The 23,756-nt window shown below is 62.8% G+C and carries 27 protein-coding genes and 1 pseudogene; 20 read left to right on the forward strand and 8 right to left on the reverse strand.

The window, feature by feature from the left end:
- Window positions 1–42: 42 nt before the first annotated feature.
- The 3 genes from TabM4_RS20020 to TabM4_RS20030 all read left to right on the forward strand — a co-directional run bounded on the left by TabM4_RS20020 (window position 43) and on the right by TabM4_RS20030 (window position 2,744).
- Window positions 43–963 (forward strand): LysR substrate-binding domain-containing protein, encoded by a 921-nt coding sequence (locus TabM4_RS20020; protein ID WP_434622537.1) that lies wholly within the window; start codon window positions 43–45, stop codon window positions 961–963.
- Between the two features lie 418 nt (window positions 964–1,381).
- Window positions 1,382–2,110 (forward strand): calcium-binding protein, encoded by a 729-nt coding sequence (locus tag TabM4_RS20025; protein ID WP_434622539.1) that lies wholly within the window; start codon window positions 1,382–1,384, stop codon window positions 2,108–2,110.
- A 13-nt stretch (window positions 2,111–2,123) separates the two neighbouring features.
- Entirely contained in the window at window positions 2,124–2,744 is a 621-nt protein-coding gene (locus tag TabM4_RS20030) for a DNA topoisomerase (RefSeq protein WP_434622844.1), read from the forward strand.
- On the opposite strand, the gene TabM4_RS20035 is transcribed toward TabM4_RS20030, so the two are convergent.
- The 5 genes from TabM4_RS20035 to TabM4_RS20055 form a co-directional block, all read right to left on the reverse strand.
- Window positions 2,648–2,983 (reverse strand): hypothetical protein, encoded by a 336-nt coding sequence (locus tag TabM4_RS20035; protein WP_434622853.1) that lies wholly within the window; start codon window positions 2,981–2,983, stop codon window positions 2,648–2,650. The two genes, TabM4_RS20030 and TabM4_RS20035, sit on opposite strands and share 97 nt — an antisense overlap.
- 624 nt (window positions 2,984–3,607) lie before the next feature.
- A protein-coding gene (locus TabM4_RS20040; protein WP_434619319.1) for an IS5 family transposase occupies window positions 3,608–4,377 on the reverse strand; the annotation gives its coding sequence in 2 pieces (ribosomal slippage) (window positions 3,608–4,056 and window positions 4,056–4,377; 771 coding nt in all).
- 257 nt (window positions 4,378–4,634) lie between these two features.
- Complete coding sequence (locus TabM4_RS20045; RefSeq protein ID WP_434622540.1) at window positions 4,635–5,651, reverse strand: nucleotidyltransferase family protein; 1,017 nt, start codon at window positions 5,649–5,651, stop codon at window positions 4,635–4,637.
- A 63-nt stretch (window positions 5,652–5,714) separates the two neighbouring features.
- The gene (locus TabM4_RS20050) at window positions 5,715–5,951 is read right to left on the reverse strand and encodes a WGR domain-containing protein (protein ID WP_434622542.1); all 237 of its coding nucleotides are present in this window, start codon (window positions 5,949–5,951) and stop codon (window positions 5,715–5,717) included.
- A gap of 92 nt (window positions 5,952–6,043) precedes the next feature.
- On the reverse strand, window positions 6,044–7,063 hold the full coding sequence (locus TabM4_RS20055; protein ID WP_434622544.1) for a helix-turn-helix domain-containing protein: 1,020 nt from the start codon (window positions 7,061–7,063) through the stop codon (window positions 6,044–6,046).
- A 137-nt stretch (window positions 7,064–7,200) separates the two neighbouring features.
- Here TabM4_RS20055 and TabM4_RS20060 point away from each other — a divergent pair, with 137 nt between their 5' ends.
- The 8 genes from TabM4_RS20060 (at window position 7,201) to TabM4_RS20095 (ending at window position 16,347) form a co-directional block, all read left to right on the forward strand.
- Window positions 7,201–8,265, forward strand: a complete 1,065-nt coding sequence (locus TabM4_RS20060; protein WP_434622546.1) for a tyrosine-type recombinase/integrase — start codon at window positions 7,201–7,203, stop codon at window positions 8,263–8,265.
- 98 nt (window positions 8,266–8,363) lie between these two features.
- Window positions 8,364–9,248: a recombinase family protein gene (locus TabM4_RS20065; RefSeq protein WP_423293891.1), complete on the forward strand. Its 885-nt coding sequence runs from the start codon at window positions 8,364–8,366 to the stop codon at window positions 9,246–9,248.
- 293 nt (window positions 9,249–9,541) lie between these two features.
- Entirely contained in the window at window positions 9,542–10,687 is a 1,146-nt protein-coding gene (repA, locus tag TabM4_RS20070) for a plasmid partitioning protein RepA (RefSeq protein WP_169583144.1), read from the forward strand.
- A complete protein-coding gene (locus TabM4_RS20075) occupies window positions 10,677–11,606 on the forward strand; it encodes a ParB/RepB/Spo0J family partition protein (RefSeq protein ID WP_136904906.1) in 930 nt (309 codons plus the stop codon). Before repA ends, TabM4_RS20075 begins: the two co-directional genes overlap by 11 nt.
- A gap of 203 nt (window positions 11,607–11,809) precedes the next feature.
- Window positions 11,810–12,922 carry a helix-turn-helix domain-containing protein gene (locus TabM4_RS20080; RefSeq protein WP_434622549.1) on the forward strand — a complete coding sequence of 371 codons (1,113 nt, stop codon included), beginning with the start codon at window positions 11,810–11,812 and terminating at the stop codon, window positions 12,920–12,922.
- A gap of 127 nt (window positions 12,923–13,049) precedes the next feature.
- The gene (locus tag TabM4_RS20085; RefSeq protein ID WP_434622551.1) at window positions 13,050–15,221 is read left to right on the forward strand and encodes a ParB/RepB/Spo0J family partition protein; all 2,172 of its coding nucleotides are present in this window, start codon (window positions 13,050–13,052) and stop codon (window positions 15,219–15,221) included.
- Window positions 15,222–15,320: 99 nt separating this feature from the next.
- Window positions 15,321–15,794, forward strand: a complete 474-nt coding sequence (locus TabM4_RS20090) for a hypothetical protein (RefSeq protein ID WP_101922891.1) — start codon at window positions 15,321–15,323, stop codon at window positions 15,792–15,794.
- A 388-nt stretch (window positions 15,795–16,182) separates the two neighbouring features.
- Window positions 16,183–16,347 (forward strand): hypothetical protein, encoded by a 165-nt coding sequence (locus tag TabM4_RS20095; RefSeq protein WP_018001789.1) that lies wholly within the window; start codon window positions 16,183–16,185, stop codon window positions 16,345–16,347.
- A 196-nt stretch (window positions 16,348–16,543) separates the two neighbouring features.
- Here the strand turns inward: TabM4_RS20095 and TabM4_RS20100 are convergent, their stop codons facing one another.
- On the reverse strand, window positions 16,544–16,861 hold the full coding sequence (locus TabM4_RS20100; RefSeq protein WP_434622554.1) for an H-NS family nucleoid-associated regulatory protein: 318 nt from the start codon (window positions 16,859–16,861) through the stop codon (window positions 16,544–16,546).
- A 421-nt stretch (window positions 16,862–17,282) separates the two neighbouring features.
- On the opposite strand from TabM4_RS20100, the gene TabM4_RS20105 reads away from it, so the two are divergent.
- Entirely contained in the window at window positions 17,283–17,687 is a 405-nt protein-coding gene (locus TabM4_RS20105) for a single-stranded DNA-binding protein (protein ID WP_434622556.1), read from the forward strand.
- 78 nt (window positions 17,688–17,765) lie between these two features.
- Here TabM4_RS20105 and TabM4_RS20110 read toward each other — a convergent pair whose 3' ends face one another.
- The gene (locus TabM4_RS20110) at window positions 17,766–18,068 is read right to left on the reverse strand and encodes a hypothetical protein (RefSeq protein WP_164615674.1); all 303 of its coding nucleotides are present in this window, start codon (window positions 18,066–18,068) and stop codon (window positions 17,766–17,768) included.
- Window positions 18,065–18,988, reverse strand: a complete 924-nt coding sequence (locus tag TabM4_RS20115) for a hypothetical protein (protein WP_434622558.1) — start codon at window positions 18,986–18,988, stop codon at window positions 18,065–18,067. The genes TabM4_RS20110 and TabM4_RS20115 overlap by 4 nt, the downstream gene beginning before the upstream one ends.
- Window positions 18,989–19,210: 222 nt before the next feature.
- On the opposite strand from TabM4_RS20115, the gene TabM4_RS20120 reads away from it, so the two are divergent.
- From TabM4_RS20120 to TabM4_RS20155, 8 genes and pseudogenes are all read left to right on the forward strand, one after another.
- Window positions 19,211–20,407 (forward strand): DUF932 domain-containing protein, encoded by a 1,197-nt coding sequence (locus TabM4_RS20120; RefSeq protein ID WP_434622560.1) that lies wholly within the window; start codon window positions 19,211–19,213, stop codon window positions 20,405–20,407.
- A gap of 136 nt (window positions 20,408–20,543) precedes the next feature.
- Complete coding sequence (locus TabM4_RS20125) at window positions 20,544–21,044, forward strand: JAB domain-containing protein (RefSeq protein WP_434622562.1); 501 nt, start codon at window positions 20,544–20,546, stop codon at window positions 21,042–21,044.
- A gap of 141 nt (window positions 21,045–21,185) precedes the next feature.
- A complete protein-coding gene (locus tag TabM4_RS20130) occupies window positions 21,186–21,704 on the forward strand; it encodes a DNA repair protein RadC (protein ID WP_434622564.1) in 519 nt (172 codons plus the stop codon).
- A 101-nt stretch (window positions 21,705–21,805) separates the two neighbouring features.
- Complete coding sequence (locus TabM4_RS20135; protein ID WP_434622566.1) at window positions 21,806–22,297, forward strand: DUF6878 family protein; 492 nt, start codon at window positions 21,806–21,808, stop codon at window positions 22,295–22,297.
- Window positions 22,298–22,307: 10 nt separating this feature from the next.
- Window positions 22,308–22,685, forward strand: coding sequence for a DUF6915 family protein (locus TabM4_RS20140; RefSeq protein ID WP_434622845.1), 378 nt, complete (start codon window positions 22,308–22,310; stop codon window positions 22,683–22,685).
- 1 nt (window position 22,686) lies between these two features.
- Window positions 22,687–22,899, forward strand: coding sequence for a hypothetical protein (locus tag TabM4_RS20145; RefSeq protein ID WP_434622568.1), 213 nt, complete (start codon window positions 22,687–22,689; stop codon window positions 22,897–22,899).
- A gap of 70 nt (window positions 22,900–22,969) precedes the next feature.
- Window positions 22,970–23,392 carry a hypothetical protein gene (locus TabM4_RS20150; protein ID WP_164615659.1) on the forward strand — a complete coding sequence of 141 codons (423 nt, stop codon included), beginning with the start codon at window positions 22,970–22,972 and terminating at the stop codon, window positions 23,390–23,392.
- Window positions 23,385–23,645, forward strand: a pseudogene (locus tag TabM4_RS20155) (antitoxin of toxin-antitoxin stability system); the annotation flags it as partial. The gene TabM4_RS20150 and the pseudogene TabM4_RS20155, both read left to right, overlap by 8 nt.
- Between the last annotated feature and the right edge of the window lie 111 nt (window positions 23,646–23,756).

Here is a 23,756-nt window from a genome sequence, read left to right on the forward strand (position 1 = left end):
TGACAGAGCGATAACGCGATTGAAAATGCAAAATGAGCCGAAATGTATAATCATTCCGCTATGCATCCCGGCATCAAGCTGCGCCACATCCGCGCTTTTCTGGACATCGCGGCCGAAGGAAATCTCTCTGCCGTGGCGCGGGAACAGGGGATCACGCAACCCGCCCTGTCGCGCAGTCTGGCAGAGCTCGAGGCGCTGCTGGACCAGCCGCTCTTTCTGCGACAGGGGCGGCGGCTGATCCTCACGGAGGGCGGCAAACTGTTCCGCAGCCACGCGCTTGCCGCTGTGCAGGCACTGGAAGCGGGGGGCGCCGCAATTCGCCCCGGACAGGGCGGGACCATCCGGGTGGGGGTGTTGCCCACGGTCGCCACACGGTTCTTCCCGCAGGTTGCCCTGCGGTTCTTTCACATGCGCCCCGACATCACCCTGTCCGTCGAAACCGGCCCGCATCACTACCTGATCCGCCTGCTGCGCGACGGATCGATCGACATGATGATCGGCCGCCTGCCCGCGGCATCCGAAATGTCGGGTCTGGGCTTCGACCACCTCTATGAAGAGGATGTCGTTCTGGCCAGCCGCGCAGACCATCCGATGGCCCGTCTGCCGCTTGCCGAGGTGCTGTTCTCCGTCCCGGTGATCCTGCCACCCGCCACCGCGCTGATCCGCCCCGCCGTGGACGCCTATCTCGCGTCGCTCGGCCTGAACGGGCTGCGGCCTGCGGTGGAGACGGTCTCCCTCGCCATCGGGCGCGGCATCTGCCTTGCGTCGGACGCACTCTGGTTCATCTCACGCGGGGTGGTGATCGAGGAACTCACCAGCGGACTGATGGCTGAACGGCCCACCGGCGCGCGCTTCCTCTCGGGCGCAGTCGGCATCACGCGGCGGCAGGGGGACCCGCCCCCGGGGCTGGCCGTTCTGGAAACCATCGCCCGCGAAGTGGCCGCCCGCGACAGGGCGGGCTGATCCGGGCCATCACCGCAACCGACCGCGCAATCTGGCCGCCCCGGACTTCACTTCCGCCAGAAGCTGCGCCGCAATCTTCTGGATCGGTATCCTCCAGTCCAGGCCGAACGGCCTGAGCAGGCTCTTGACCTGACGATCTGACGCCGCGCCATCCCGAACGGCATTTTCATCGTGAGGCCGGTCTGGATAAGGCGCGCCGTCACTGTCGCGCTCCCGCCCGCGCTTGCCGGTCGGTGCGCCCTCGCAAGTCAAGGCAGAACCCGGCGATCATGACGGAGGCAGGAGAGGACTCCGTCACCGGATTTGTCCAACAGCAAACTTTCGCGGAATGCAGCACGCGCAAGTACAATCACAGGTTGTTTGCCATCATGACCCGTGCCAGCCTCAGCCCGGCAACATAGATCTGCGGAGGCTTCGGATGGCACGTTTGGGTTCGCTCGTGCAGGCTGCTGCACGCCCTGCTTCTGTATCGGTGCAGCACTGGTTCGACCGCCACATCAACCACGACGGCAAGACGCAGATGCCTCCGCCCGGCCTGCTAGACCGGTTTCTTCAGGCGGGAACGTCGGGCGACGACACGCTCGTGGGGCGGACCCCGCCCGATCTGGAGGATCTGGGCCGCAACTCGGACGACCGCATTCTCGGACTGCGGGGCAATGACACGATCTATGGAAATCTCGGACAGGATACGCTGCTGGGTGGTCCGGGTGATGATGTCATCAGGACAACCGCCCTGCCGGACACCGAACTCTCGTCCCTTCTCGACGCGCTTGGGGACGTGATCTCGGGCGGGGCCGGACATGACGACCTGCGCGGATCGTTTGGCGAGGACACGATCTGGGGCGGCCAGGGGAATGACCTGATCTGGGGCGAGCCGATCCAGGCCTCGCGGGGCGCGCCGGGCGGAAACGATACCCTCTACGGCGGCGGCGGTAACGACACCATCGACGGCGGCATAGGGGACGAGGCCATCTTCGGCGGCACGGGTCATGATCTGCTGTTCGGCTTTCTCGGCAATGACACCCTCGTCGGCGATCAAGGGGACGATTTCCTCTATGGCGGTCAGGGCGACGGCCCTTGCCTCATTGCGCGCCGCGGAGGAGACCAAGCCCCTCTACTGGGCGGCCATGGCACGGACCTATGCTGACTGGATCGTCGGGATGAACATGTCCCGGGCCGCCACCTTGAAGCTGGCAGCTCCCGGCGCGAAGCCGATGTCCGTCGGACGCGTGCAGACCCCGGTGCCGGCCATGATCGTCAACGTCGAAAGAAAGATAAAGAATTTCAAGCCCGAGGATTACTTCGAGCTCTCCGCACTGGTGAAGACGCAATCAGGTTCAGTGAAGATGCGCTTCGCCCCTCCCCCGGAGCAGCGCATTCTGGATCGAGCGAAAGCTGAGGGCCTCCGTCAGAAAGCGGAAGGTGCGCGCGGGCCGCTCTCTGTCAAAACGGAAGCAAAGAAGCAAGCACCACCGCCGCGGGAGGATCAGACGGCACGAGCGGCGGTGTTGCAGCGGAAAAGAAGGTATCGGCAGAGGCGTCCGAAACCGTCGGTGCATCCGCCCATGATGAACCCATCGGCGCAAACGAACAGGAGGCCGCCCTCTTCGCGATCCTGCAGTCCGAGGAAGCCAATGACGGCGGCGATACCCGAAACACCGAGCTTGACCTCGAGATGTTCTGATCAGGGCTTAGGCTTGATCCGGAAGGAGAGTCCCGACACCGATCGTTGGCCGGGGTTGCGGACCCGCTCGACAGAAAGACCGCATCCCAAGACGTGAGATGCTCTTTGGGCCGACCTGTCTATGGTCTGCAAAAGACTGCCGATATGGGCATCCAGAGACGCGCCGAGCCACTCGTAGATTTCCTGACGACCAACATAAAACTCGGGCTTCCGCATGCGGCGAACACAAGCCATACGGAAATACAGGGCGATGTCTGTCGCGCGAACCAGGCGCGAAATCTGCCCGAGATCGATCATGCCATAGGCGCCCATGGTCCGATAGATTTCGATTTTCATGCGGCGCGCGTTGACGCAGGTGCGCAGCCTGCGAAACAGAGAACGTCTTCTTGCAGGACTTGCACCTGTAGCGGTGAGACTTTCCGCGCGCGCCCTGCGAAGCGTATCGGTCGGGATGGTCAGTGACCGAGTAAAGCCCGTTCTCACAGCCCGACGTCCGGCAGACATCCTCAAGCGGACGAGGATGACGATACATCGAGATGCGCTCGAGCTCCTCGGCGATTGCTCGGTTGCTCTTGATTGACAGCGTCCGATTGCAGGCACGACATTTGAGGAAGCTGTCGGGTGTGATGCCCTTATGACCACTGAGCGTGTATAGGTCGGTGCCCGCGCCTGCGCTCCCCGCCTTCGGACGGCCTCGCGTCACCTGGGCTAATGCTTCCACCCCGAAATTCGAGCACTCCGGGTTGCGGCATGAGTTGACCTGCAGACCCTCGTGCGGAGGCGGGATGCGAAACGAGCCTCCAGCGACCGATAGGCAAGATGTTGAAATGGGCGTTTTCGCCATAGCCGACCGTCTCGAAAATATCTTCGGCAGAAAATTCAAAGGCCTACCAAGGTAACTCCTTGGCAGGCCTCAATCTTTATCAGGTGTTCCGTCTAGGGTCAGGACTCGTTCTCTGATCATAACCAGAACATGACGGTTGCAGCGAGGGCGACGGCGGAGAGGAAGACTTTGGGGCACCTATCGTAGCGGGTAGCTACGCGTCGCCAGTCCTTCAGTCGCCCGAACATGATCTCGATCCGGTTGCGGCGTCTGTAGCGTCGCTTGTCGTGTTTGACGGGCCTGCCACGCGACTTCCGGCCCGGGATGCAGGGCTTTATCCCTTTGTCTTTCAACGCATCTCTGAACCAATCGGCGTCATAGCCCCGGTCGGCCAAGAGCCAGTCCGCTGGAGGCAGGCTGTTCAGAAGCGCGGCCGCGCCTGTGTAATCGCTGGCCTGACCTGCCGTGATGAAGAACCGGAGCGGGCGACCCTCAGCGTCGGTGACGGCATGCAACTTGGTGTTCATGCCGCCCTTGGTTCGGCCGATCAGGCGGCCCCTGTGGTCGTTGGGTCCCCCTTTTTCGACCGCAGGCTCGTCGCCGTGCGGTGCGCCTTCAGGTAGGTCGCATCGATCATCACCGTCTTTGGTGCAGCGGCCTCAGAGGCCAGACCATCCATCATCCGGGCGAACACTCCCTTGTCACTCCACCGTTTCCAACGGTTGTAGAGGGTCTTCGGCGGACCATACTCCCGGGGTGCATCGCACCACCTCAAACCATTGCGATTGATGAAGATTATGCCGCTCAGCACGCGCCGGTCATCGACGCGAGGCTTGCCATGGCTCTTGGGGAAGAAGGGCTGAAGCCGCGCCATTTGCGCCTCGGTCAGCCAGAAAAGGTTGCTCATTGGTCAGTCTCCTTGCGGAGCCTGAATCACGCCGCAAGCGGATGATCAATGGGTCCTGACCCTAGGGCACCTTCTCCCGGGATAACATTGCGGAAGCGAAGTTTGCGGTACCGATATTTCCGACCAAGAGGTTACGCGCTATCGGCGGGACACCTCGCAGCTACCGACCGGCAGCGATGGGAACAAACCGGCCGGCGGCGTGTTGGACTTAAGCGCTGACAGGTCCCTGATGGACAATATGGTTCGGATCAGTTCGTCTAGAGGCGGTTCAGAATGTTCCGTGTTTCCGGCAGAAGATTCAGGCTGGCATCAATGCGTTGCCGCCAACGTGGGCCGCGTGATGTCGCGTCGTCCAGTGCTTCGCGAAGATCATCCGGGCGATCTTGCGCGAGCACCTCGACAAGAAGCGCTGCCTGCGCCCGATCCTTCCGCGATTTGGCGTGATCCGGGCCGCCTTTTCGCCGGTCCGCGACAATGAGCTTGTGAATGGCAAAGCGTTCGGGCCGCGGGATCTGTACGAGGACGCCCGAACGGTAAAGCGCGATTGCCGGAATCGGACCAGCAATCAGATAGTTCAGGTAATTCAACCCTTGCGCGCTGACCCCCAGTGCCGGCAGCGGTTTGACGCTTTCCTCGCCAAAGGCTGCGGTGAGGAACTCCACCATTGCCGTGCCGTGGTTCTGGCGCCATTTCCAAACCTGCTGCTCCAGCAGACCGGGTACAGGATCGAACTTGAGAGACTGGAGAATGTCCCCTGGCTCCTGCTCTACACGGTCGCCCAAAGCAACCGAGAGACGCTCGAAACTGGCAAAGTCGATGTCGCCTGTCTGAGCCAACTCATCACTCGAAAACCGCACGCCCAGCTCGCCTTGATACAGCGCGTAAGCCCCCGTTCCGACCAAGGTGCCGCCGAGGCGAAACAGTCCAGCGCGCGCAAAGGCGAGCAAGAGCGAGCCTGTATCACGGTCCGGTGTCAGCAATCCTTCGGCCCGCAACAGACGCGCCAGACGGGCCATTTCTTTCTGCCGCTCTCGGGCTGCAGCTTTCAGGTCAGCCGCCCGGGCGAGCCGCGCGCGCAACTCGGGAGTTGCTTCGCCGAGATAGCGCGACTTCATCTCGGTGCCGATGCGGAACCGGTCATAGAGATAGATCCGGCCATTGCGCCTGCGCTCTTCGATACTGCCGAGCAATTCTGAGGCGCGCTCTTCCTGATGCAACCTCAACAAATCCTGATAGGTGGTCTGGGCAGTGCGCGAGAGCGATGTGACCGGCATGGGGCGACCTTAGGGGCATGTGGGTATCGAATTATCTTTTGATACCCAATTGAGCCCGGTGCATCAAGAAAAACTTTGATGCACACAGCGGTAACCGCGTCGGGCCCGCTTCCTCGCCTCCGCTTCCACCAAAGCGACCGCCTCTACCACGTCACGCACCACCCATTCGCGCCCTTGTCCGTCGCACCCCACCCTGCCCCAGCACTTGATGACGACCAGCTCGTCAAACAGTGTCCGCTTGATTTCCAGGCGGTAGAACCGCGCCCGGTTGCGCCGCAAATCGATCTGTTCGAAGTACATGGGTCCCATGAGCGCAGACTCCCCGCCTGGCGCGGTTTCGTCTAATTCATTTTCTGAATCGGTCCTGCGCGGGGGATTCGATCTGGTAATGATCAGAGCTGTGCCGTCCAAACCCGATACCGGCCCTGCCCCGTGATTTCGCGGATCACGCCGCGCTGCGTCATGAGGTCAAGATTGCGCTGCACGGCAGCGCGACTGGCCTGGGTGTGTTCCTCGGCCATGGGCGCGGAGACCATGGGCCAACGGGCAAAGACCTCAACCAGCGCCCGCGGCGTCTTGCCCGAAAGATCAGCCAAAGCCGTATCAGCCTTGCGCTGCCAGAGCGCCACGCGATCGAGCAGCATGAGCGCCGCCAGCCCGGCCTGTTCCGCACCGCGGTAGAACGCGGCCAGCCGCGCCTCGGCAGGGCCCTGCCCGCGCAACGCCGTGCCACCCGCCAAGGCAAGCGGTAGAAAGGGCGCGCCCTGCGCTCCGTGCCGCGCAGCCAGCACGGCCGCCTCCAACTCCCGCGCCGCGCGGTTTTCGCCGGCAAGCCCCCAGCCATGCAGCAGCAGCGCTGCGCGGGTCAGGGGGTGCAGGGCTTCGGTTCCCGCCATGACCTCGGCCAGACTGTCCACCGCTTCACCCTCGAATCCGAGAAACGCCGCGAGCCCGGCACGCCACCCCCCTGCCCCCGGCTCCGCGCCAGCCGTCAACCGCCGCACCGCCCAAGCCGCCTGACCGAGCGCCAACCCGTCCTCGCCGGCGCCGACCCGCAGCGCCACGTAAAGCGCCAGCCGCTCCATTCCGAAGCGCGCCCCGGTCCACCAGCCCAGCTCCGCCACTTCCTCCAGCGCAAGGCGGAGTCGCGCCCCCTCCCCTGCTCCTGCCATCCGTTCCGCAAGCCGCCCTTGCACCAGCACGGCTGCAGCGAGGTCGCCGCTCAGCGCGCCCTGTGCCGCAAACCAGTCCGCCGGGTCGAAAATCCGGCCTCGCTCGCTTCGCGGCAAGGGCGGCAGATCGTCCACGGGGTCGTCTGGGGGCAGGAACCACGGCTCCGCCTCTTCCGCCGCGTCATAGAGCGAGGGCGGTGACGCGATGTCTTCCAAGACTGATTGGCGGTTCAGCTTCATAATGCGCATTATTCAGCATTTCTGATAAGCACCCAAGTGTTTTCTCTGGTGGCTACTAAGACGCGATAAAGTGCAGTTATCATGTCTTGTGAAAGCACGCAAACTATGGCCTCCTATCCCCTCGAAACGAGGCTGAAATGACCCTTCCAAAGCATCCTTCCGCCCCCCCTGCCCTGTCACGCCTGACCGGCGCGGATGAAGCCGCCCTCGAAGATCTCTTCCGCCGCGGCACGCCGGACAACACCCGCCGCGCCTATGAAACTGACCTCAGCTATATCGCCGCCTGGAAACGCCTGTCCTTTGGCGGCACTCTCGATTGGCCGGAACATCAAGACGTCGCCTTGCGCTTCGTCCTCGACCACTCCCGTGACCTTGGCAACGTCTCGGCCAACGACCCTTCCCGGCAAGTGGCCGAGGCGCTGATCGCCTTCGGCCTCCGCCGCAGCCTCGACTGCCCCGCCCCCGCAACGCTGGACCGCCGCATCGCCACATGGCGCGCCCTCCACCGGATGCGCGACCTCAGCAGCCCATTCGACGCGCCCTTGATCAAACAGGCCCGCGCCAAGGCGCGCAAGGCCGCCGCCCGCCCCCCTGCCCCGAAATCCCAGAACCCCGTCACCCGTGACGTGCTGAAGGCCCTGCTCGACGCCACAGGCCCCGGCCTACGCGGCTTGCGCGACCGCGCGATCCTGCTGCTGGGGTGGAGTTCGGGCGGAAGACGGCGGTCCGAGATCGTCTCCTTCAATGTCGAAGACGTCGACCTCACCGAACTCGACGCACGCGGCATCGTCTGGCTCCGTCTCATCGCCACCAAGACCACTGCGAAGGGCAAGACCCCGCGCCTCGTCCTGAAAGGCGCCGCTGCCCGCGCCGTCGTGGCCTGGCTCGATGCCACGGACCTCAAAAGCGGCCCCCTCTTCCGCAAGATCACGGCACAGGAAACGCTGTCCCAGCGCCGTCTCACAGCAGATGCCGTAGCTCAGATCCTGCGGCGTCTGATCGCCACCGCTGGCCTTCCAGAAGGCTTCGCCACCCCTCACGGCCTGCGCTCCGGCTTCCTGACGCAGGCGGCATTGGATGGTGCCCCCTTGCAAGCCGCGATGCGGCTGTCACTGCACAAGTCGGCCGCTCAAGCGCAAAAATACTATACTGATGTAGATGTCGCCGATAACCCGGCTGCAGATCTGTTCGACAGGCAATGAAGCACCGCAACCAGAAGTAAGACTGTCTTGAGCCCGCTGCCCGACGCACCAAATGGTCGTTTATTAGTGGTATGCGAAACTGCAAACGGCCTGTTTTGATGCCACTGATCGGCTATGCGCGCGTCTCGACCGAGGATCAGACCCCCCTGCCCCAGTCGCAGGCCCTGAAATCTGCGGGCTGCGCAGAGATCCATGAGGAGCAGGCCTCGGGCGGGAACCGCGTGCGGCCGGTGCTGGCGCGGGTGCTGGAGCGGATCGGCAAGGGCGACACGCTGGTGGTGGTGCGCATTGACCGTCTGGCGCGGTCCCTCTCGCATCTGCTGGAGGTGATCGAGCGACTGGAGGCGAAGGGCGCCTTCTTCCGGTCGCTCACCGATCCGATCGACACGTCCTCCCCGCAGGGTAAGTTCACCCTCCAGGTCCTCGGCGCCGCAGCCGAGTTCGAGCGCGCCCTGATCCGAGAACGCACCAAGGCCGGGCTGGCCAGCGCAAAAACCAAAGGCCGTGTTGGCGGCAATCCGGGCCTGCGCGCCCGTGATCCGGCAGCGCTGCGCAAGGTGCGGCTGGCGCGGCAGGACGGCTATTTGGAGCGGCTGAACGAGACGGCCCAGGACTGGGTGCCCCATGTGCGCCGCCTGCGGCCCGACATGGCCTGGGAAGACGTGCTGCGCATCGTCAACGGCCCCCTGCCCCGCGACCGCCGCTGGACACAAAGCCGCTTGCTACGTGCCGTGAACGCCTATGTGCGCGACGGCTTTCTGCCCGAGACTGTGCTCGCCCGCGCCGGCCGACGCGAGACTGACGACCGCCTGCCCGCCATCGTCGCCGCCATCAAGGGCGCGGACCCCGACATCACACTTCAGGCGATCTGCACTCGATTGGAAGCGATGCGCGAGCGTACGCCTCGCGGGCGGACAAGCTGGCAACCCTCCTCGGTGAAGATGCTGCTGGAGCGGGCCGAGAGGCTGGGTCTGCTTGACTGAAGTCGCGGGAATCGGTCGTGCGATTCTGAAAATCTGTGGTCCGTAGATATCCACAATACATGTTGTGGCTATGCCATCGCGACCCACGATCTGTTGAAGTGCGCTGCGAACTAGGCTGCCCAATGCACTGATACTTAACGGTTTTCTCTCGTCAAAAATAGACCACTTCAACGCGGCTAGGCCGCTCAACGGTTTGGGCTGGATTTACTCACGAAAACTGTTAAGGTCTACAAAACAATAAAGACTTGAGGGCAGTGATGAGCGGGATACGAGCCTCTCATAGATTCGACGTCATGTCCAAGCGGCTCGGTAGCCGGTTGCGTGAACATGCGCAGGAGACGTTCCCACCGGATGCCCAGAAGGGTCTCCGTCGCTTCGCGATGCGGGAAGCCGCCGATCTGCTTCGGATCAACCAGAACACCTTCCGCCATCATGTGTCAAATCTCGAAGGCTTTCCGGAAGGCACCCTCGAGGGTGGCAACCGCCGCAGCTTCACTGCCGAGGACATGGTCGAAGCCCAACGCGTCCTTCTTGAGACGGGTAGGATCAAGCCCGATGAACACCCTCACAGAAGAGCCGGCGAACCGTGCCAGGTCGTGACGATCTTCAACCTGAAGGGCGGCAGCGCAAAAACGTCGACCGTTGCTCATGTTGGTCAGCTTCTGGGCCTTCGCGGCTATCGGGTCCTGCTTATCGACCTCGACAGCCAGGCAAGTCTGACAAACCTGTTCGGGGTTACCCCTGAGCTCGATCCGGACATGCCGACCTCCTACGATCTGATCCGATCCGAGGGGCCCCTGCCCGCCTCAGATATCATTCGCAAAACGAACTTCCCGACAGTGGATCTGATCCCGGCCTCCATGGACATCATGGAGTATGAGTTCGAGGTCGCTCTGAGCTTCAGACACGGCGCCACCACCTTCCACAGTCGGATCCGTGAAGCGCTTGAGCCTGTCCTGAGCCGATATGATGTGGTGATCTTCGACACCCCGCCGCAGCTGAACTTCTCGGTGATCTCTGCCCTCTTTGCTTCCACCGGGGTCCTGATCCCGCTCAACGCGTCCATGCTTGATGTCATGTCCCTGGCAAGCTTCCTCGGTATGGCAAGCAACCTGATGGGCGTCGTCGAGGCGCATGCTCCCGAACACGGTCTGAACTTCGTGCGGGTGCTGATCACCCGCTACGAGAATACCGATGGTCCGCAGGTCCAGATCTCGTCTCTGCTTCGGACGGTCCTTGGCGATGCGGTCCTCCCGGCCGAGTTCCTGAAGTCGACAGCGGTAGGTGATGCCGCCAATACGCAGCAGAGCATCTTTGAGGTCGAACCTCGCGACGTGAACCGCAGAACCTACGAGCGTGCAATCGAGTCCGTTTCGCGCGTGACCGACGAAGTCGAACGCGAAATCCTAAAGGCATGGGGGCGTAGCCATGGCGCGTAAGGTCTTCGGAGATTCCCTCAAGAACGCGATGGGCAATGCCGCGACCGCAGAAGAGGACGTGGATCTTGATCTGAAACGTACGAGCCCGACAGTCGCTCGTGCGCAAGCATCCGTGCTCGAGGAAGACAAACACGCCACGCGCCTGATCGACCCGAGCGCCGTGCGGATGTCCGCAGTCATGGACCGTATCGATCCGAGCGATGGCCTCGAGGAACTTGTGTCCTCGATCCGTGAGCATGGGCAAAAGGTTCCCATTCTCGTCCGCCGAACCCAGGATGGCGCACTTGAGATCGTCTATGGGCGCCGCAGGCTTCTCGCATGTCGTGAGCTTGGTCAGAAGGTGCGGGCCACGGTCATGGAAATGACCGAAGAGGAAGCGCTGATCGCCCAAGGCGTGGAGAACAATGCCCGCCAAGACCCCTCGTTTATCGAGAGGGCTTTGTTCGTCGCCGGCATCATTCGAGAACTTGGGAAAACAGACGAGACGCGCAAGAACGCCCAGACCATCGCCTATCGGGCACTCCAGATCGATGAGTCTCTCGTCTCTCGGATGAACCGTATCGCGACGGGCATTCCGATGGAGCTGATCCAGGCCATCGGACCAGCACATGGCGTTGGTAGGCGGGTCTGGGAGAAGCTTTTCAGGCTGTGCGAGAAGGACGTCTCGAGAGCCAGGGAAGTTGCCCGCGAAATCCCACGAACCTTGCCGGGTCCAGAGCGACTTGACGCAGCGGTTACGCTGCTCACGGCCACCAAGACAACTCCGCCCAAGGCTGAGTCAGGTGAGCGCGTTAAGATTGGCCGCAAAGGCAACCGCATCACCATCGATGTGGACGCTGATCTTGCCCCGCGCGTCGAAGATGCCATCCGAAAACTGATCGGCGAGCTTCTTGACCGCGGTCAAGATGGCCCAGAGTGACGACCCCGTGTCTTGACCGCAGTCAAGACATCTAGAGCAACGAGCAGAAAACGAAAGGAGGACCGGCTAGAAAAGGAAAGACCCCCCGAAAGCGGTGCTTCCGAAGGGCCTCAATCAGTCTCGACACCTGATTGATACCCCCAAAACGAATCGAGTTCAACACCGCTCGCGGTGACCGGGGAAGCTTTTTCTTCCGAAACACCATGAGACATGTCACTCAAACACGAACCGCCTTGGCGGAACAGGCAGCTATTGCCTGCCCTAACCCCTACGAGCTTCTAAGGCCGGTGCGGGTTCTTCGGAAAGACCTGAACCTGACGAGCAACGACGTCACCGTGCTGACAGCGCTCATCAGCTTTCTCCCGCGCGACCAGAGCCCCAACTCTGGTGGAACGCAGCGCAAACTGACCGTTGTGTTCCCCTCCAACGCCTCCCTGTCAGAACGCGCAAACGGCATCGATGAGAGAACACTTCGCCGCTGCCTGGCGCGCCTTGAGGCGGCAGGACTCATCGAGCGGAAGAGTTCAGCGAACGGCAAACGCTTTCCTCTCCGCTACGGGGGCATCATCAAGGATGCGTTTGGGATCGACTTGGCTCCTCTGATGCAAAACCACGACGCTCTCGCAGCCAGAGCATCGAAGGTCCTCGAGGAGCGTGAACGCCTTCGCTCTCTCAGGGCAGAAGCGCTGGCACTGCGCGCATCCCTCCTTCAAGATGAGCACCTCGATGAAGGACGGCTGTCTGCACTGGGAACGATCAGAAACCTGCTTCGTCGAGCAACCCTGACTGCCAACACAGTCCTGCAAATCATCGCCGGTCTCCGTGAGCTCGGCGCCAACGCCGCGCAAGGCTACGGAGAGTGCCATGGTCCAAGCGCTCCTGCCAACCAAGAGCAATCGCACGACCAAGCCTTTAGCGGTGAATGCGCGAGCGAAATGTCCGCCAGGAACGGACAAAATGACCGGCAGATAGAGTCTGTAAAAAAAGAACATATAAAGAAAGACACGCACGTGGAGCAGACCAACGCTTCCCAAAGCGTTAGAGCAACGACCATGAAACGAGACCCTAAAAAAATGGCATGGACGGACTTTTCACATGTCGCGGACTTCTTCCCAGACCCGCCACGAACAGGCGAAGCCCTCAACCACGTTCTCTTCGACATCGGTCGATTGCTTAGAATACGCCAAGAAAAGCTGATGCGTGGTCTCCAGAAAGCCGGGGCCGGACGGCTTCTCCTGATCTTGGACTACCTGTTAGGAAAAGGCGAAGCGATCAGGCAGCCCGAGGCATACTTTGAAACGATCCTGCGCGCATAGAGCATGCAGCTTACACGTCTTGACCGCGGTCAAGATCGACGAAGAGAGGGAAAGGTTGGGGGTTTGAGGGGTGACGGGAAGTGAGATCGGGAGAGTGGCTTCCGGCGCCCGTCGTGGAGAAGATCTGATGGCGAAAGCTGCCCAGAACATCACGCTGTCCCCCTCGCGAGATATCCCCTTCGACAAACTCGTGCTGAGCCAGTCCAACGTGCGGCGCATCAAGGCGGGCGTTTCGGTGGAAGAGCTGGCCGAGGACATCGCGCGGCGCGGCCTGCTACAGGGCTTGAACGTCCGGCCCATGCTCGATGCCGATGGGGTCGAGACCGGGATGTTCGAGATTCCGGCCGGCGGCCGTCGCTTCCAGGCACTGTCGCTGCTGGTGAAGCAGAAGCGGCTGGCGAAGGCCGCGCCGATCCCCTGCATCGTGCGGGATGCGGCGTCGGAGATCCTCGCCGAGGATGACTCGCTGGCCGAGAACATGCAGCGCGTTGCCCTGCATCCCCTGGATCAGTTCCGCGCCTTCGTGGCTTTGCGCGAGAAAGGTCAGGGCGAGGAAGCGATTGCGGCGGCCTTCTTCGTCACGCCGCAGATCGTGAAGCAGCGCCTGAAACTTGCATCCGTGGCCCCTGCCCTGCTCGAGGTCTATGCCGAGGATGGCATGACGCTGGAACAGCTGATGGCCTTCACGGTGAACCCGGATCATGCGCGTCAGCTCCAGGTCTGGGAGGCGATCAAGAACTCCTGGAACAAGGAGCCCTATGCCATCCGGCGTATGCTGACCGAGACCTCGGTCCGGGCCTCGGATCGTCGCGCCGTCTTCGTGGGTGTTGATGCCTATGAGGCGGCGGGCGGTGTCGTGCTGCGCGATCTCTTCCAGGGCGATGACGGAGGCTGGCTCGAGGACCCTGCCTTGCTCGACCGGCTGGTTGCCGAGAAGCTCCAGGCCGAAGCCGAGGCACTGTCCTCCGAGGGCTGGAAGTGGATCGAGGTCGCGACCGACCTGCCCTACGGCTACAGCCACGGTCTGCAGCGTCTGGCCGGTGATCCCGCGCCGATGACCGACGAGGAAAGCGCGGCCCACGCTTCGCTCCTCGCCGAGTATCGTGCGCTGGAAGAGGAATACTCCGGCCAGGACGAATACCCCGAGGAGGTCGACGCCCGGCTTGGTCAGCTCGAGACGGCGATGGAAGCGCTTGAGCAGCGGCCCTTGGTCTACGAACCGGCCGAGGTCATGCGCGCGGGCGTCTTCGTCACGCTGGATCGGGAAGGCGCGCTCGCGGTTTATCGCGGCTATGTCCGGACTGAGGATGAGCCAGGCGAGGAGACTGCGGTCCAGGATGGTGATGGCGCGGACGGCATGGGGCAGGGGGGTGAAGGCGCTGGTTCCAGTTGGAACCCCTCGACCAGTCCGGCTGGCGGCACTGTCATCACCTCGGGTGGTCAGCCGATCGGCGCGGATGCGTCCGAGGAGGAAGACGACGGCGCGCTGAAGCCGCTGCCCGAGCGGCTGGTCATGGAACTAACGGCCCACAGGACCCTTGCGCTGCGCGAGGCCATCGGGCGTTCGCCGGATGTGGCGCTGACGCTCCTGCTCCTGAAGCTGGTGAAGGACACCTTCCGCACCTCCTCGGCTTCGGGCAGCTGTCTCGAGGCTTCGGTGCGTCATGTCTATATGTCGGCGCAGGCGCCCGATCTGAAGGACAGCATTGTGGCGAAGCTGGTCGACGAGCGTCACGCGGCCTGGGAGGCCGATCTGCCCCTCGGCGATGATGCCGCGCTCTGGGACTATCTGACAGTCCTCGATCAGGGAAGCCGTTTGGCGCTCCTGGCGCATTGCCTCAGCTTCGGGATCAACGCGCTCCATGAGAAGGTGAGCCCCTATGGCGCGGGCATCTCCGCCAGCGGCTTGACCCGCCGCATGGCACATGCCGACCTGGTGGCACGTGCGGTCGATCTCGACATGGTCGAAGCGGGGTGGGAGCCGACGGTCGACGGCTACCTCAACCGAGTGCCCAAGGCCCGGATCCTCGAGGCTGTGCGCGAGGCGAAGGGGGAAGGGACCGCGCAGCTTCTCGATCACCTGAAGAAGGGCGAGATGGCCACGGAAGCTGAGCGGCTCCTCAAAGGCAGCGGCTGGTTGCCCGAGGTCCTGCGTCGCGCTGATCTGGCGGCAGGCGACGGCGAGGAGATCGCAGAAGGGCAGGGGGAGGATGCGGGCGAGCCCGACGACATCGATCTCCCAGCCTTCCTGACGGCTGATCTGCCGGACACCGTTACGTCGATGATGGCGGCGGAGTGATCTGAGCCATCCGAGGGCGGGGAAGCCCGCCCTCATCTCAACAAAATACAGCAATATCAATATGATGAATGCGAAATCTCGCATTCAGGATGAGGAATCATGTCTGCAACGACCATCATCGACTCAGCCCCCCTCGGGGCGCTTATCCGCTACACCGACGGCAGTCCCAAGCCGCCGGCACGTTTCACCAAGAAGCTCGCGGCCTGGGAGCGCTCGAACGGCGTCGGTCGTCTCGTGAAGAAGGAACCGCCCAGGGTCTATCCGACCTGGACCGCTCCGGCCTCCTTCACGCTCCATGAGGGGAATTTCTCCTCGGACGGGGTGATCCTGGTCACCATCATGCGCAGTCATTCGGCGGATAGCCGTCTGATCTTCGAGGTGGCCGAGGAACCGAAGCCCGGCCAGGTGCGCGTGCTTCTGGACTTCGGCGGGAACACCGAACTGCTGCATCTGGCGGAGTCCGTCGCCGCAGCGGAGCTCTGGATCGCGCGGGAAGGTTATCGCAACGCGCGGCTTGAAATCGTCGGTGCCGAAGACGGCGATAGGGCAGGGGGCGCGGACCTGGCCGCTTGAGCCCTGACATGGCGTGAGGGGCCTGTCGACGGGCGCGCCTCTCACCGACCGCACCCTCGTCCCGCGATGTCGCGGGGCGCCGAAGGATCCATCCCCCAAAGACGGAGGTCTTCAACCATGAGCCTGGCCGGGAGGCTGGCGATAGAGCAACTCAGCGGGACAACAAGCTCCAGTCGTCAGGGCACCATCCCCCGCTCGCCATCCCCTTCCTTGCCCCGAATCCTGTCTTCGAGATCAACCCGCAAGGGGTCGGACTACGGGGCGAGCCCGTGCCGCCGGGTGGATTCGGACGAGCCGAACGCACCCGGTGATGTCAGCCAGTCTTCGGGCCTGCGGGGTCCTGTCGCGCGGGGGATGGTCCCCCGCCTCCAAGACAGGAGCCAAACAGATGTCCCGCAAAGATGCTCACGCTTTCGCCGCTTCCCTCGCCGCCACGCTCATGGTCTCGATCGTCGTCTTCCAGGCAGGGGATGGAACCTTCGGCGCCGTCCCCGCCGATGAAATCGACGGCGACGAGGTTCAAGTGGTCGCTGAGGTCGACCCGTGGGCATGATGCCCACGGTTTCTTCTGAGGCTCGGAGGCGGAGCGAAGGCTCCGATCCGGGCCTTTCGCTTGTCTGCCATCCCGGGCCGACCGGCAGAATGAGCCGACGACGGTCGGCAAGCGAAATGGGCGATTACCGCTGCTCCTGGGAAGTTGCGATCAGCTGACTGCCGCCGGCGAATTGGCCGTTCCCACTTCGCTGTTCTTAGACCGCGAGCTCGCGCGGGTCTTTGCCCCCATTGATGTGATCCGCGAACCACTGCGGTTTCCGGCCGCGGCCAGACCAGGTGAGAGCCGCATTGTCAGGGTGACGATACTTCGCCACGGCTGGCGCACGGGTGGTTTTCCCCTCGACCCCAATAAGGTCGGCGAGGGAGTAGCCCATCTCTTTGGCGATGGCTTCCAGCTTGGTACGGGCTTGGGCCTTGTGACGGTCCTCATAGGTGGAAATCGCCTTGGCGAGGTCCTTCTGCAATTGCCGCAGTTCCTTGAGCGACAGTGCCTCGAGATTGAAATCAGCCATTGGGCCCTTGTGTCCTGAATGATGCATCCGGGATAGCCGTCAGGGCGAAACATCGCAACTCCCACGGAGGTCACCGCGATAGGGCAGGGGGGTGTGGTTGGCTTGAGCTGCCGGGTCAGCGGTTTCGCAAATGCTTCAACCCCGTTGCCGTGGCCAGGAAGGCCGAGTTCTGCGAGAGCCCAGGTCGCTCCCATCCCCGGTGCCATCCCTTCGACTGACAATCCCCTAAGCCTGTTCGGCCTCTGGCGCGCAACCCCGCGTCAGTCCGGGCCGTGTTGCCCTTTCAGGGCTGCCCGCTCCACCCCGGCCCTCTGGAGGTTTCCGGTCGACGTTCCGTCTCCCGTGCACGCCTCAGCCGACAGGCTTTTTTCGGGTCTTGTCGAAGGGACGGTCCCAGGGACAGGAAACACAGGAGCTTAGCATGCAGAACATCGTCATCCTCGCCGGCAACATCGGTCAAAAGCCCGAAGTGCGCTCGACCCAAAGCGGCACGAAGATCACCAACTTCACCCTGGCCACCTCGCGGCCGCGCCTCTCGGAAGGTCGCGTGATGCGCGACGAGAACGGCTACCGGGTCATGGACACCGAATGGCACCGCATCACCTGCTTCAACGGTCTCGGCAAGACCGTCGCAGAGCATTGCGAAAAGGGCATGAAGGTCCTCGTCCACGGTCGCATCCACTACACGAAGTGGACCGACGCAGCCGGTGTCGACCGCTACGGCTGCGAGATCATCGCCGAGAAGGTCGACTTCCTGAGCCGCCCGAAATCGGCCGAGGGTGAAAGCCCCGAGCTGGTCGACCGCGACGACGAGATCCCGTTCTGAGGAACGGGGTCCACCCGAAAGGGCCCGGCGGGGAAACCCGTCGGGCTCCGCCAACCGCGAATGACACCAAGAGGCAAACTACGATTGCCCTTCGTGCCAATCTCGTATGGAGCGGCAAAGCTTGCTCATCGCCAAGCCGGTGAGCATTCCGCTGGTCAGAAATGGGACGCCCTCGGAGAACTTCGGTTCCGCTTCACCGTCTGCGATGAAATGAAACGTGCCAGTCTCCTCGGCTTCGTTCTTGTCAAAGAACCATGTTCCAAGAAATTCAGCGTCGCGGGTCACGACATCGCCGTTCTCGGCGCCGTCCTCTGCCCCCATCAGGTTGATCGGATATCTGAGTTCCACGGTCTGCAACTGCCTCGCTTCGATCGGTTTCATTCTCCGGCGTCACCCATGGTCGAAAGTCGCTCCTTTGTCGCCAGCTGATCTCCGACCTCCGGCAATTGAACTCGGCGCGTTTGCGGAACCACGGGACCCGCGCCACGGATATGCGGCATGCGAAACACCTTCTCGGGCCTGGCCATGTGCCGCATGTAATGCCCCGCTACCCAGTGTGCACGCCGCTTTCCCAAAGGGTCTTCCGGATCTCGCTCTACTTGCGCTGCCTTCAGCTGGATCCGACCTGCGGAACCCAGCCGAACACGGGTAACAAGCGTGTCGGGAAGCGGCTTCCCTGCCTTTTCAGCGCGCCGCCGCTCAGGGCGACTTATCGCCTGAACGTCCTCGGTTTCGATCATGCCTTTGTATTTCAGCATCGAACACATTGTGGCCACGACCGCCACGAAGTGGCTGCAGACCTCGCTTTCGCTTTTTAGGGCCGCCTCACCATTTGGGTGCTTCGGTCCCAACAGCGCCGCTTCATAGGTCGGGGTAAAGATCAATTCGCCTTTCAGGCCCGAGGATTTCAGAACCAAGAGACTAGGGACGATCCCGTTCGCGGTAACGATCATGCGCTGCGTGTACATGCAGTCATCCACCACCGTTGTCAGGGCAACATAGGAGCCTTCACCGGCCGGGTCTGGGCACTCGACAAGGAGTGCCGGAAACGGGAACTGGGCCTCCCGGTATATTTCCTCGCGGCCAGCAGGCTTCGTGCCGTAGGCGAGGTCGGTCAGCATTTGGACCGTTTCTTGGTCGATCCGATAGTGCTGCGCATAAGACAAGACATGCAACTGCCTGTCGCGAAACTCCAGCATCCGCGACATCAGCTCCGGGGAGATCCCATCCCTGAAGGGGCCGTTCGTGTCCAGGAAGCTCTGCGGGTAGGTTTCAAAGAACTTGGTCAATGTGTCGATCATCAATTTGCCTTCGTGAAGCCGCCCGATCTCTTCGAACTGGGTATTAATGCGAGAGGGTGCAAGCCCCGGCCACGCTTCATGAGTCTGCCGGTTTGTGGCCCAGACGAAGATCGTACGGCCACTTGTCCGGCGAGGAGGGAGAGTTCGAGTTGGGCTGGTTTTCCGATGACGGGTTGAGGGTCCGGGAGAGTGGCTTCCGGCAACCGTCGCGGAGCGTGACAAATGGGAGTTCAAGCAGTTCTGGAACCGGTTCGGGCGGGCAAGGGGGGCTGGAAGGTCGATGTCGGCCGGGGTGAGCGGAATGGGCGGGTGTCGTCCGAATGGTTCAATCGGCCGGATGACGAGCGGTATCTCTCGCTCGATGATCTTTGGGCCAATGTGAAGGGTCGGTCCGAGCGGAGCTGCAGCCGCGTGGTGCAAACGGCCGACATCCGCGTCGAGGCCTCGCGCGACAATGCCGAGCGCATGCAGCTGATCCTGCCGAAGGCGGAAGCGCCGGTCGCGCCGACGCATTGGGCATTTGGCCAGCTTGCCAGCATCGTTGGCGCTCCGGCCTCCTACCTGCGGCAGTTGCCGGCGCCGCTGGCTGGGATCAACCTGCAATACGGTCTGAGCAACCACCGCGCTGAGCAGGTGAAGACTTATGAAACCGAGGATGGCCGCACCGAGCTGCGCGCCGTGACCGGCCCCGACTACGGTCGCATCCATGACCACGAGCTCGTGGAGGCTGTGCAGCGTATCGCGGGCAACGGCACCGGCGACACCCGGTGGAAAGTGCCGGGCGTGCTCGATTGGTCGACCGGGGTCTACAACCCCGATGTCGAAATCAGCCGCGATACGACCACGCTCTATGCCTCGGACCGGGATGTGTTCCTGTTCCTGGTCGATGACCACAACCCGATAGAGGCGGGGCGGCTGGCCGATGGCTCGCCGGATCTCTACTTCCGGGGATTTTACTGCTGGAACTCCGAGGTCGGCGCGAAAACTCTTGGAATCGCGAGCTTCTATCTCCGTGCGGTGTGTCAAAACAGGAACTTATGGGGCGTCGAAGATTTCCAGGAGATCACCATCCGCCATTCGAAATATGCCGCTTCGCGCTTTGCCCATGAGGCGGCACCGGCGCTGACGCGCTTCGCCAATTCTTCGCCCATGGGCTTCGTGAACGGCATCAAGGCCGCGCGGCAACAGATCGTGGCGCGGACGGACGACGAGCGCGACGACTTCCTCAGGAAGCGCGGTTTCTCCAAAGCGGAGACGACCAAGATCATCGAGAAGGTGCTGATCGAAGAGCACCGCCCGCCTGAGAGCATTTTCGACTTCGTCCAGGGCATCACCCGATTGGCCCGCGACAAGACCCAGCAGGATGCCCGCCTCGACATGGAGGGGCGTGCCAAGAAGCTCCTCGACCGGGTTGGATGAACCCCAAGCGGGGCAGGGGCGTTTTCCTCCCCTGCTCCGTGACCAATCGCCATTCCCTTTCCTCTTCCCGGCAAAGCCACCCGCCATCTGAGTGATGCCGAGTGGTCTTTGTCTCGGCCCAGTGCGCGAAACCTCCATGACCCAATTTTCTGAACAGCCTGCCTCCTTCACCCAAGACCGGGGTTTCCGGTCTGAGCTGAATGCTGAGGAAGAAGCCGCCATCTCGACCGCCCGCGAAATCCTCTTCCGCCATATCAGCCGCAACCCGGTCCTGACCTCATGGGCTGCGGTGGTGGACTATTGCTCCTTCAGCGTGCGCGGGGATGTCGAGCGTTTCCACGTCCTCTATCTCGACCGCAAGAATCGGCTGATCTCTGATGAGCGGATGGGTGTCGGCACGGTTGACCATGTGCCGGTCTATCCGCGCGAGGTGATCAAGCGGGCGCTGATCCTCGGCGCCAGCGCCCTGATTCTGGTCCACAACCACCCTTCCGGCGATCCGACCCCGTCAGAGGCCGATCTTGCCATGACGAAGGAGGTCCAGAAGGGCTGCCGGTTTCTGGGCCTGACGCTGCACGACCACATCATTGTCGGTGCGGGCCACGAAGTCTCACTGCGCGGACTTGGCAAGATGTGACACCCCTGGGGCACCCGACAGTGCTGGCTGGTTCCCGCGTCTATACCCTCCGCCGCCCACCTTCGAGGAAGAGGGCGGCGGTTTGGTCGTTGACGGTTGAGGCGGGGAGAGCGGCTTCCCGCGCCGTCGGAGAACTTCCCCATGTTCGATCACGTCGCGCCAAATGTTGCCTCTGGCTTGCCCTTCGTCCAACCGCCCTGTCTAGGCACCCCCGCCTTTGACCCGGTTCTGCCTTTCCTTCTGACCCGGACCAACACCAACTTGGGCGCGATCCTGTCGGGCGAGGCTCGCCCTGTGAGCCTCGCCCGCTTTGCCAGCCTGATTGAAGCCAAGGACGGTGCGATTTTCATGGCCGAGGACCTGTCCGACACTCCGGCTCCGCTGATCCTCGCCATCCTGGACAGCGACGAACGGCTGGTTCTGGCCGGGCTGGCCTCAGCAGGTGCTGTTGCCTGGTGCCATCCGGTGATGAGCGCTGCCGAGGCGCGCGCCGTCGTCAGCGAGGCAAGCCAGCTTCGCGCACAGGCGGGTCGCGCCACCGACTGGAGCGAGCTCGATCTGGCGCAGCGCCTGCGTCAGCGTGCCGATCTTCTGGATGCCCGCCTCGTCGATCCGCTGTGGCGCGCTTTTACCGCCCGCGCCCTGCAGATCGCGGCGTGACGCCAAAGAGACAGAGGAGGGCAGGGGGGTCTTGCGAGCTTTGCCGGTTGAAAGAGATCACCCCGCTGGCTCCGACCCTTCCCCCATTTCCGGAGAACCCCATGACCCAAGTTGAACCGACCCTCGCGGCACCGATGCTGCCTTCCACCATCGACCTCGCGTCGATTTTCGCGGCCCATGCCGAGCGGCAGGCGCGGATCGACGCGCTTCGCCCCGGCAACAAGGACCGGCTTTTCGACGGTCTCAGCGCTGCCGGGATCACCTATGTCACCGTGACCTTCGATGGTGAAGGTGACAGCGGCCAGATCGAAAGCATCGACGCCTGGGCCGGTGAAAAGGCGGTCGAGTTCCCAGCCGTGGAAATCGCCTATGCCGCCATCACCTGGGACAACCCGGAGGTCGAGATGCGGCAGCTTTCCCTCGAAGATGTCGTCGAACAGCTGGCCTATGACTTTCTCGGCGACACCCACGACGGCTGGGAGAACGACGGCGGCGCCTATGGCGAGTTCTGCTTCGACGCTGCCGCCCGCTGCATCCATTTGGAGTTCAACGAACGGTTCACGTCGTCCGAACTCTACACCCATGATTTCTGAGGGCGCGGCGATGGCACATCCGTATCACCACGCCCTGTCTTCGGTGAAAAAATGGGGCGGCACCGTCGACGACTACCAGCCCGTCCATGCTTGGTTCGACTCCTCAAAAGCCCATTCTGCGGACTTTCGCCACCGAGCCATGTTTCATCATTCGGCAGGAGTATGGCTTTCCGAGACCGTTTTCGGGCCGACGATCACCCTCTCCACCGGCCGTGTGATCCCGACCCGATGGGTGGGCGAACAGCACGTCCGCGAGGATCTGGGTTTCATTCCGAGCTTCACCGACTGGGTCAAGGCCATCCGGCCAGAACCCTGGATGGGCCGCACCGAGAAGATCGAGGCACTGGTCGATCCGCATCTGGCGCCGCCGGTCCTGGAGGTGCGCTGACATGAGCCGGGCCTATCTCGATCTCGGCGTCTCGCCCGAAATCACCCCGCTCGCGATGCTGCGCGTTGCCATCGGTCGTCTGCATCCTGACACGATCGCCGTCCGCAGCTGGCGCGCGGCGCGCAAGCGCTATTATCGCGAGCTCTTGCAGGCCCATGCCGAAGCGCAGGCCCGGGCCATGGCCGCTTCGGCGTCTCCAAAGACGGCCCACTGATCTTCCCCAATTCCAGCCCATCTGGCCCCGGTCTCCGCGCCGGGGTCGGTCCCCATGAAAGGAGGCCCCCATGGCCGATTATTTCACCCACTTTTCCTGCGTCCTCGACGTGGGCTCACCCGAAAAAGCCACCGCGGCGCTTGGTCTATTGGCCCGCCTGCATCTCGACGAGGAGGGCGCCGACGATCCGGAATATGCGGGCTTCGCCATGACACAGCAGGACGGTCCCGGCGGCTCGATCCTCTGGTTCCATGACGATGACGGGCAAGGCGATATCGAAGGCGTCATCCGCTTCGTGCTGCGGCTGGCGGAAGAGATCGACCTCACTGGCCTCTGGGGTTTCGAAGTCGCGTACACCTGTTCCCGGCCCCGATTGGACGCCTTTGGCGGTGGCGCGCATGTCATCGATCTTGGTGCGCGGAAGTCCATCGGCTGGACCAGCACCCATGAATGGCTTGAGGCCGCGCTGCGAGGGGAGGACTTCGATGCCTGAGGTGATCTGCACCACGGTCTATCTGTTCCCGGAACTGTCCGATGCCGCCAAGGAAAAGGCTCGCAGTTGGTATCGCGAACTCGGTCCCCATGACGATTGGTGGGACGCGGTCTACGAAGACTTCGAGCGCATCTGCGACATCCTCGGGGTCAGCCTCAAGACCCGGCCCGTTCGGCTGATGGGGGGTGGCACCCGCGAAAAGCCCTGCATCTGGTTCTCGGGGTTTTGGAGCCAAGGGGACGGGGCGTGTTATGCCGAGCGACGGATTATGCGGAGCGGTCAGGTCATCACGCTGTAAACGCGAGGGATTTTCGACAATCCGCTCCGCATAACGACGGGCTTGTGCCCTCGCGGGTTCTTTTGG

It is taken from the genome of Tabrizicola sp. M-4 (genome assembly GCF_051132405.1).
Classification (GTDB): Bacteria; Pseudomonadota; Alphaproteobacteria; order Rhodobacterales; family Rhodobacteraceae; genus Paragemmobacter.

Coding starts and splice junctions, on each gene's coding strand:
- TabM4_RS20120 (WP_434622560.1), top strand. CDS start 19,211: ATGGGAGTTCAAGCAGTTCTGGAACCGGTTCGGGCGGGCAAGGGGGGC.
- TabM4_RS20135 (WP_434622566.1), top strand. CDS start 21,806: ATGACCCAAGTTGAACCGACCCTCGCGGCACCGATGCTGCCTTCCACC.
- TabM4_RS20085 (WP_434622551.1), top strand. CDS start 13,050: ATGGCGAAAGCTGCCCAGAACATCACGCTGTCCCCCTCGCGAGATATC.
- TabM4_RS20020 (WP_434622537.1), top strand. CDS start 43: ATGTATAATCATTCCGCTATGCATCCCGGCATCAAGCTGCGCCACATC.
- TabM4_RS20045 (WP_434622540.1), bottom strand. CDS start 5,651: ATGCCGGTCACATCGCTCTCGCGCACTGCCCAGACCACCTATCAGGAT.
- TabM4_RS20060 (WP_434622546.1), top strand. CDS start 7,201: ATGACCCTTCCAAAGCATCCTTCCGCCCCCCCTGCCCTGTCACGCCTG.
- TabM4_RS20075 (WP_136904906.1), top strand. CDS start 10,677: ATGGCGCGTAAGGTCTTCGGAGATTCCCTCAAGAACGCGATGGGCAAT.
- TabM4_RS20090 (WP_101922891.1), top strand. CDS start 15,321: ATGTCTGCAACGACCATCATCGACTCAGCCCCCCTCGGGGCGCTTATC.
- TabM4_RS20050 (WP_434622542.1), bottom strand. CDS start 5,951: ATGTACTTCGAACAGATCGATTTGCGGCGCAACCGGGCGCGGTTCTAC.
- TabM4_RS20140 (WP_434622845.1), top strand. CDS start 22,308: ATGGCACATCCGTATCACCACGCCCTGTCTTCGGTGAAAAAATGGGGC.
- TabM4_RS20130 (WP_434622564.1), top strand. CDS start 21,186: ATGTTCGATCACGTCGCGCCAAATGTTGCCTCTGGCTTGCCCTTCGTC.
- TabM4_RS20100 (WP_434622554.1), bottom strand. CDS start 16,861: ATGGCTGATTTCAATCTCGAGGCACTGTCGCTCAAGGAACTGCGGCAA.
- TabM4_RS20030 (WP_434622844.1), top strand. CDS start 2,124: ATGAACATGTCCCGGGCCGCCACCTTGAAGCTGGCAGCTCCCGGCGCG.
- TabM4_RS20105 (WP_434622556.1), top strand. CDS start 17,283: ATGCAGAACATCGTCATCCTCGCCGGCAACATCGGTCAAAAGCCCGAA.
- TabM4_RS20150 (WP_164615659.1), top strand. CDS start 22,970: ATGGCCGATTATTTCACCCACTTTTCCTGCGTCCTCGACGTGGGCTCA.
- TabM4_RS20065 (WP_423293891.1), top strand. CDS start 8,364: ATGCCACTGATCGGCTATGCGCGCGTCTCGACCGAGGATCAGACCCCC.
- TabM4_RS20115 (WP_434622558.1), bottom strand. CDS start 18,988: ATGATCGACACATTGACCAAGTTCTTTGAAACCTACCCGCAGAGCTTC.
- TabM4_RS20080 (WP_434622549.1), top strand. CDS start 11,810: ATGAGACATGTCACTCAAACACGAACCGCCTTGGCGGAACAGGCAGCT.
- TabM4_RS20035 (WP_434622853.1), bottom strand. CDS start 2,983: ATGAAAATCGAAATCTATCGGACCATGGGCGCCTATGGCATGATCGAT.
- TabM4_RS20055 (WP_434622544.1), bottom strand. CDS start 7,063: ATGAAGCTGAACCGCCAATCAGTCTTGGAAGACATCGCGTCACCGCCC.
- TabM4_RS20145 (WP_434622568.1), top strand. CDS start 22,687: ATGAGCCGGGCCTATCTCGATCTCGGCGTCTCGCCCGAAATCACCCCG.
- TabM4_RS20095 (WP_018001789.1), top strand. CDS start 16,183: ATGTCCCGCAAAGATGCTCACGCTTTCGCCGCTTCCCTCGCCGCCACG.
- TabM4_RS20110 (WP_164615674.1), bottom strand. CDS start 18,068: ATGAAACCGATCGAAGCGAGGCAGTTGCAGACCGTGGAACTCAGATAT.
- TabM4_RS20125 (WP_434622562.1), top strand. CDS start 20,544: ATGACCCAATTTTCTGAACAGCCTGCCTCCTTCACCCAAGACCGGGGT.
- TabM4_RS20025 (WP_434622539.1), top strand. CDS start 1,382: ATGGCACGTTTGGGTTCGCTCGTGCAGGCTGCTGCACGCCCTGCTTCT.
- repA (WP_169583144.1), top strand. CDS start 9,542: ATGTCCAAGCGGCTCGGTAGCCGGTTGCGTGAACATGCGCAGGAGACG.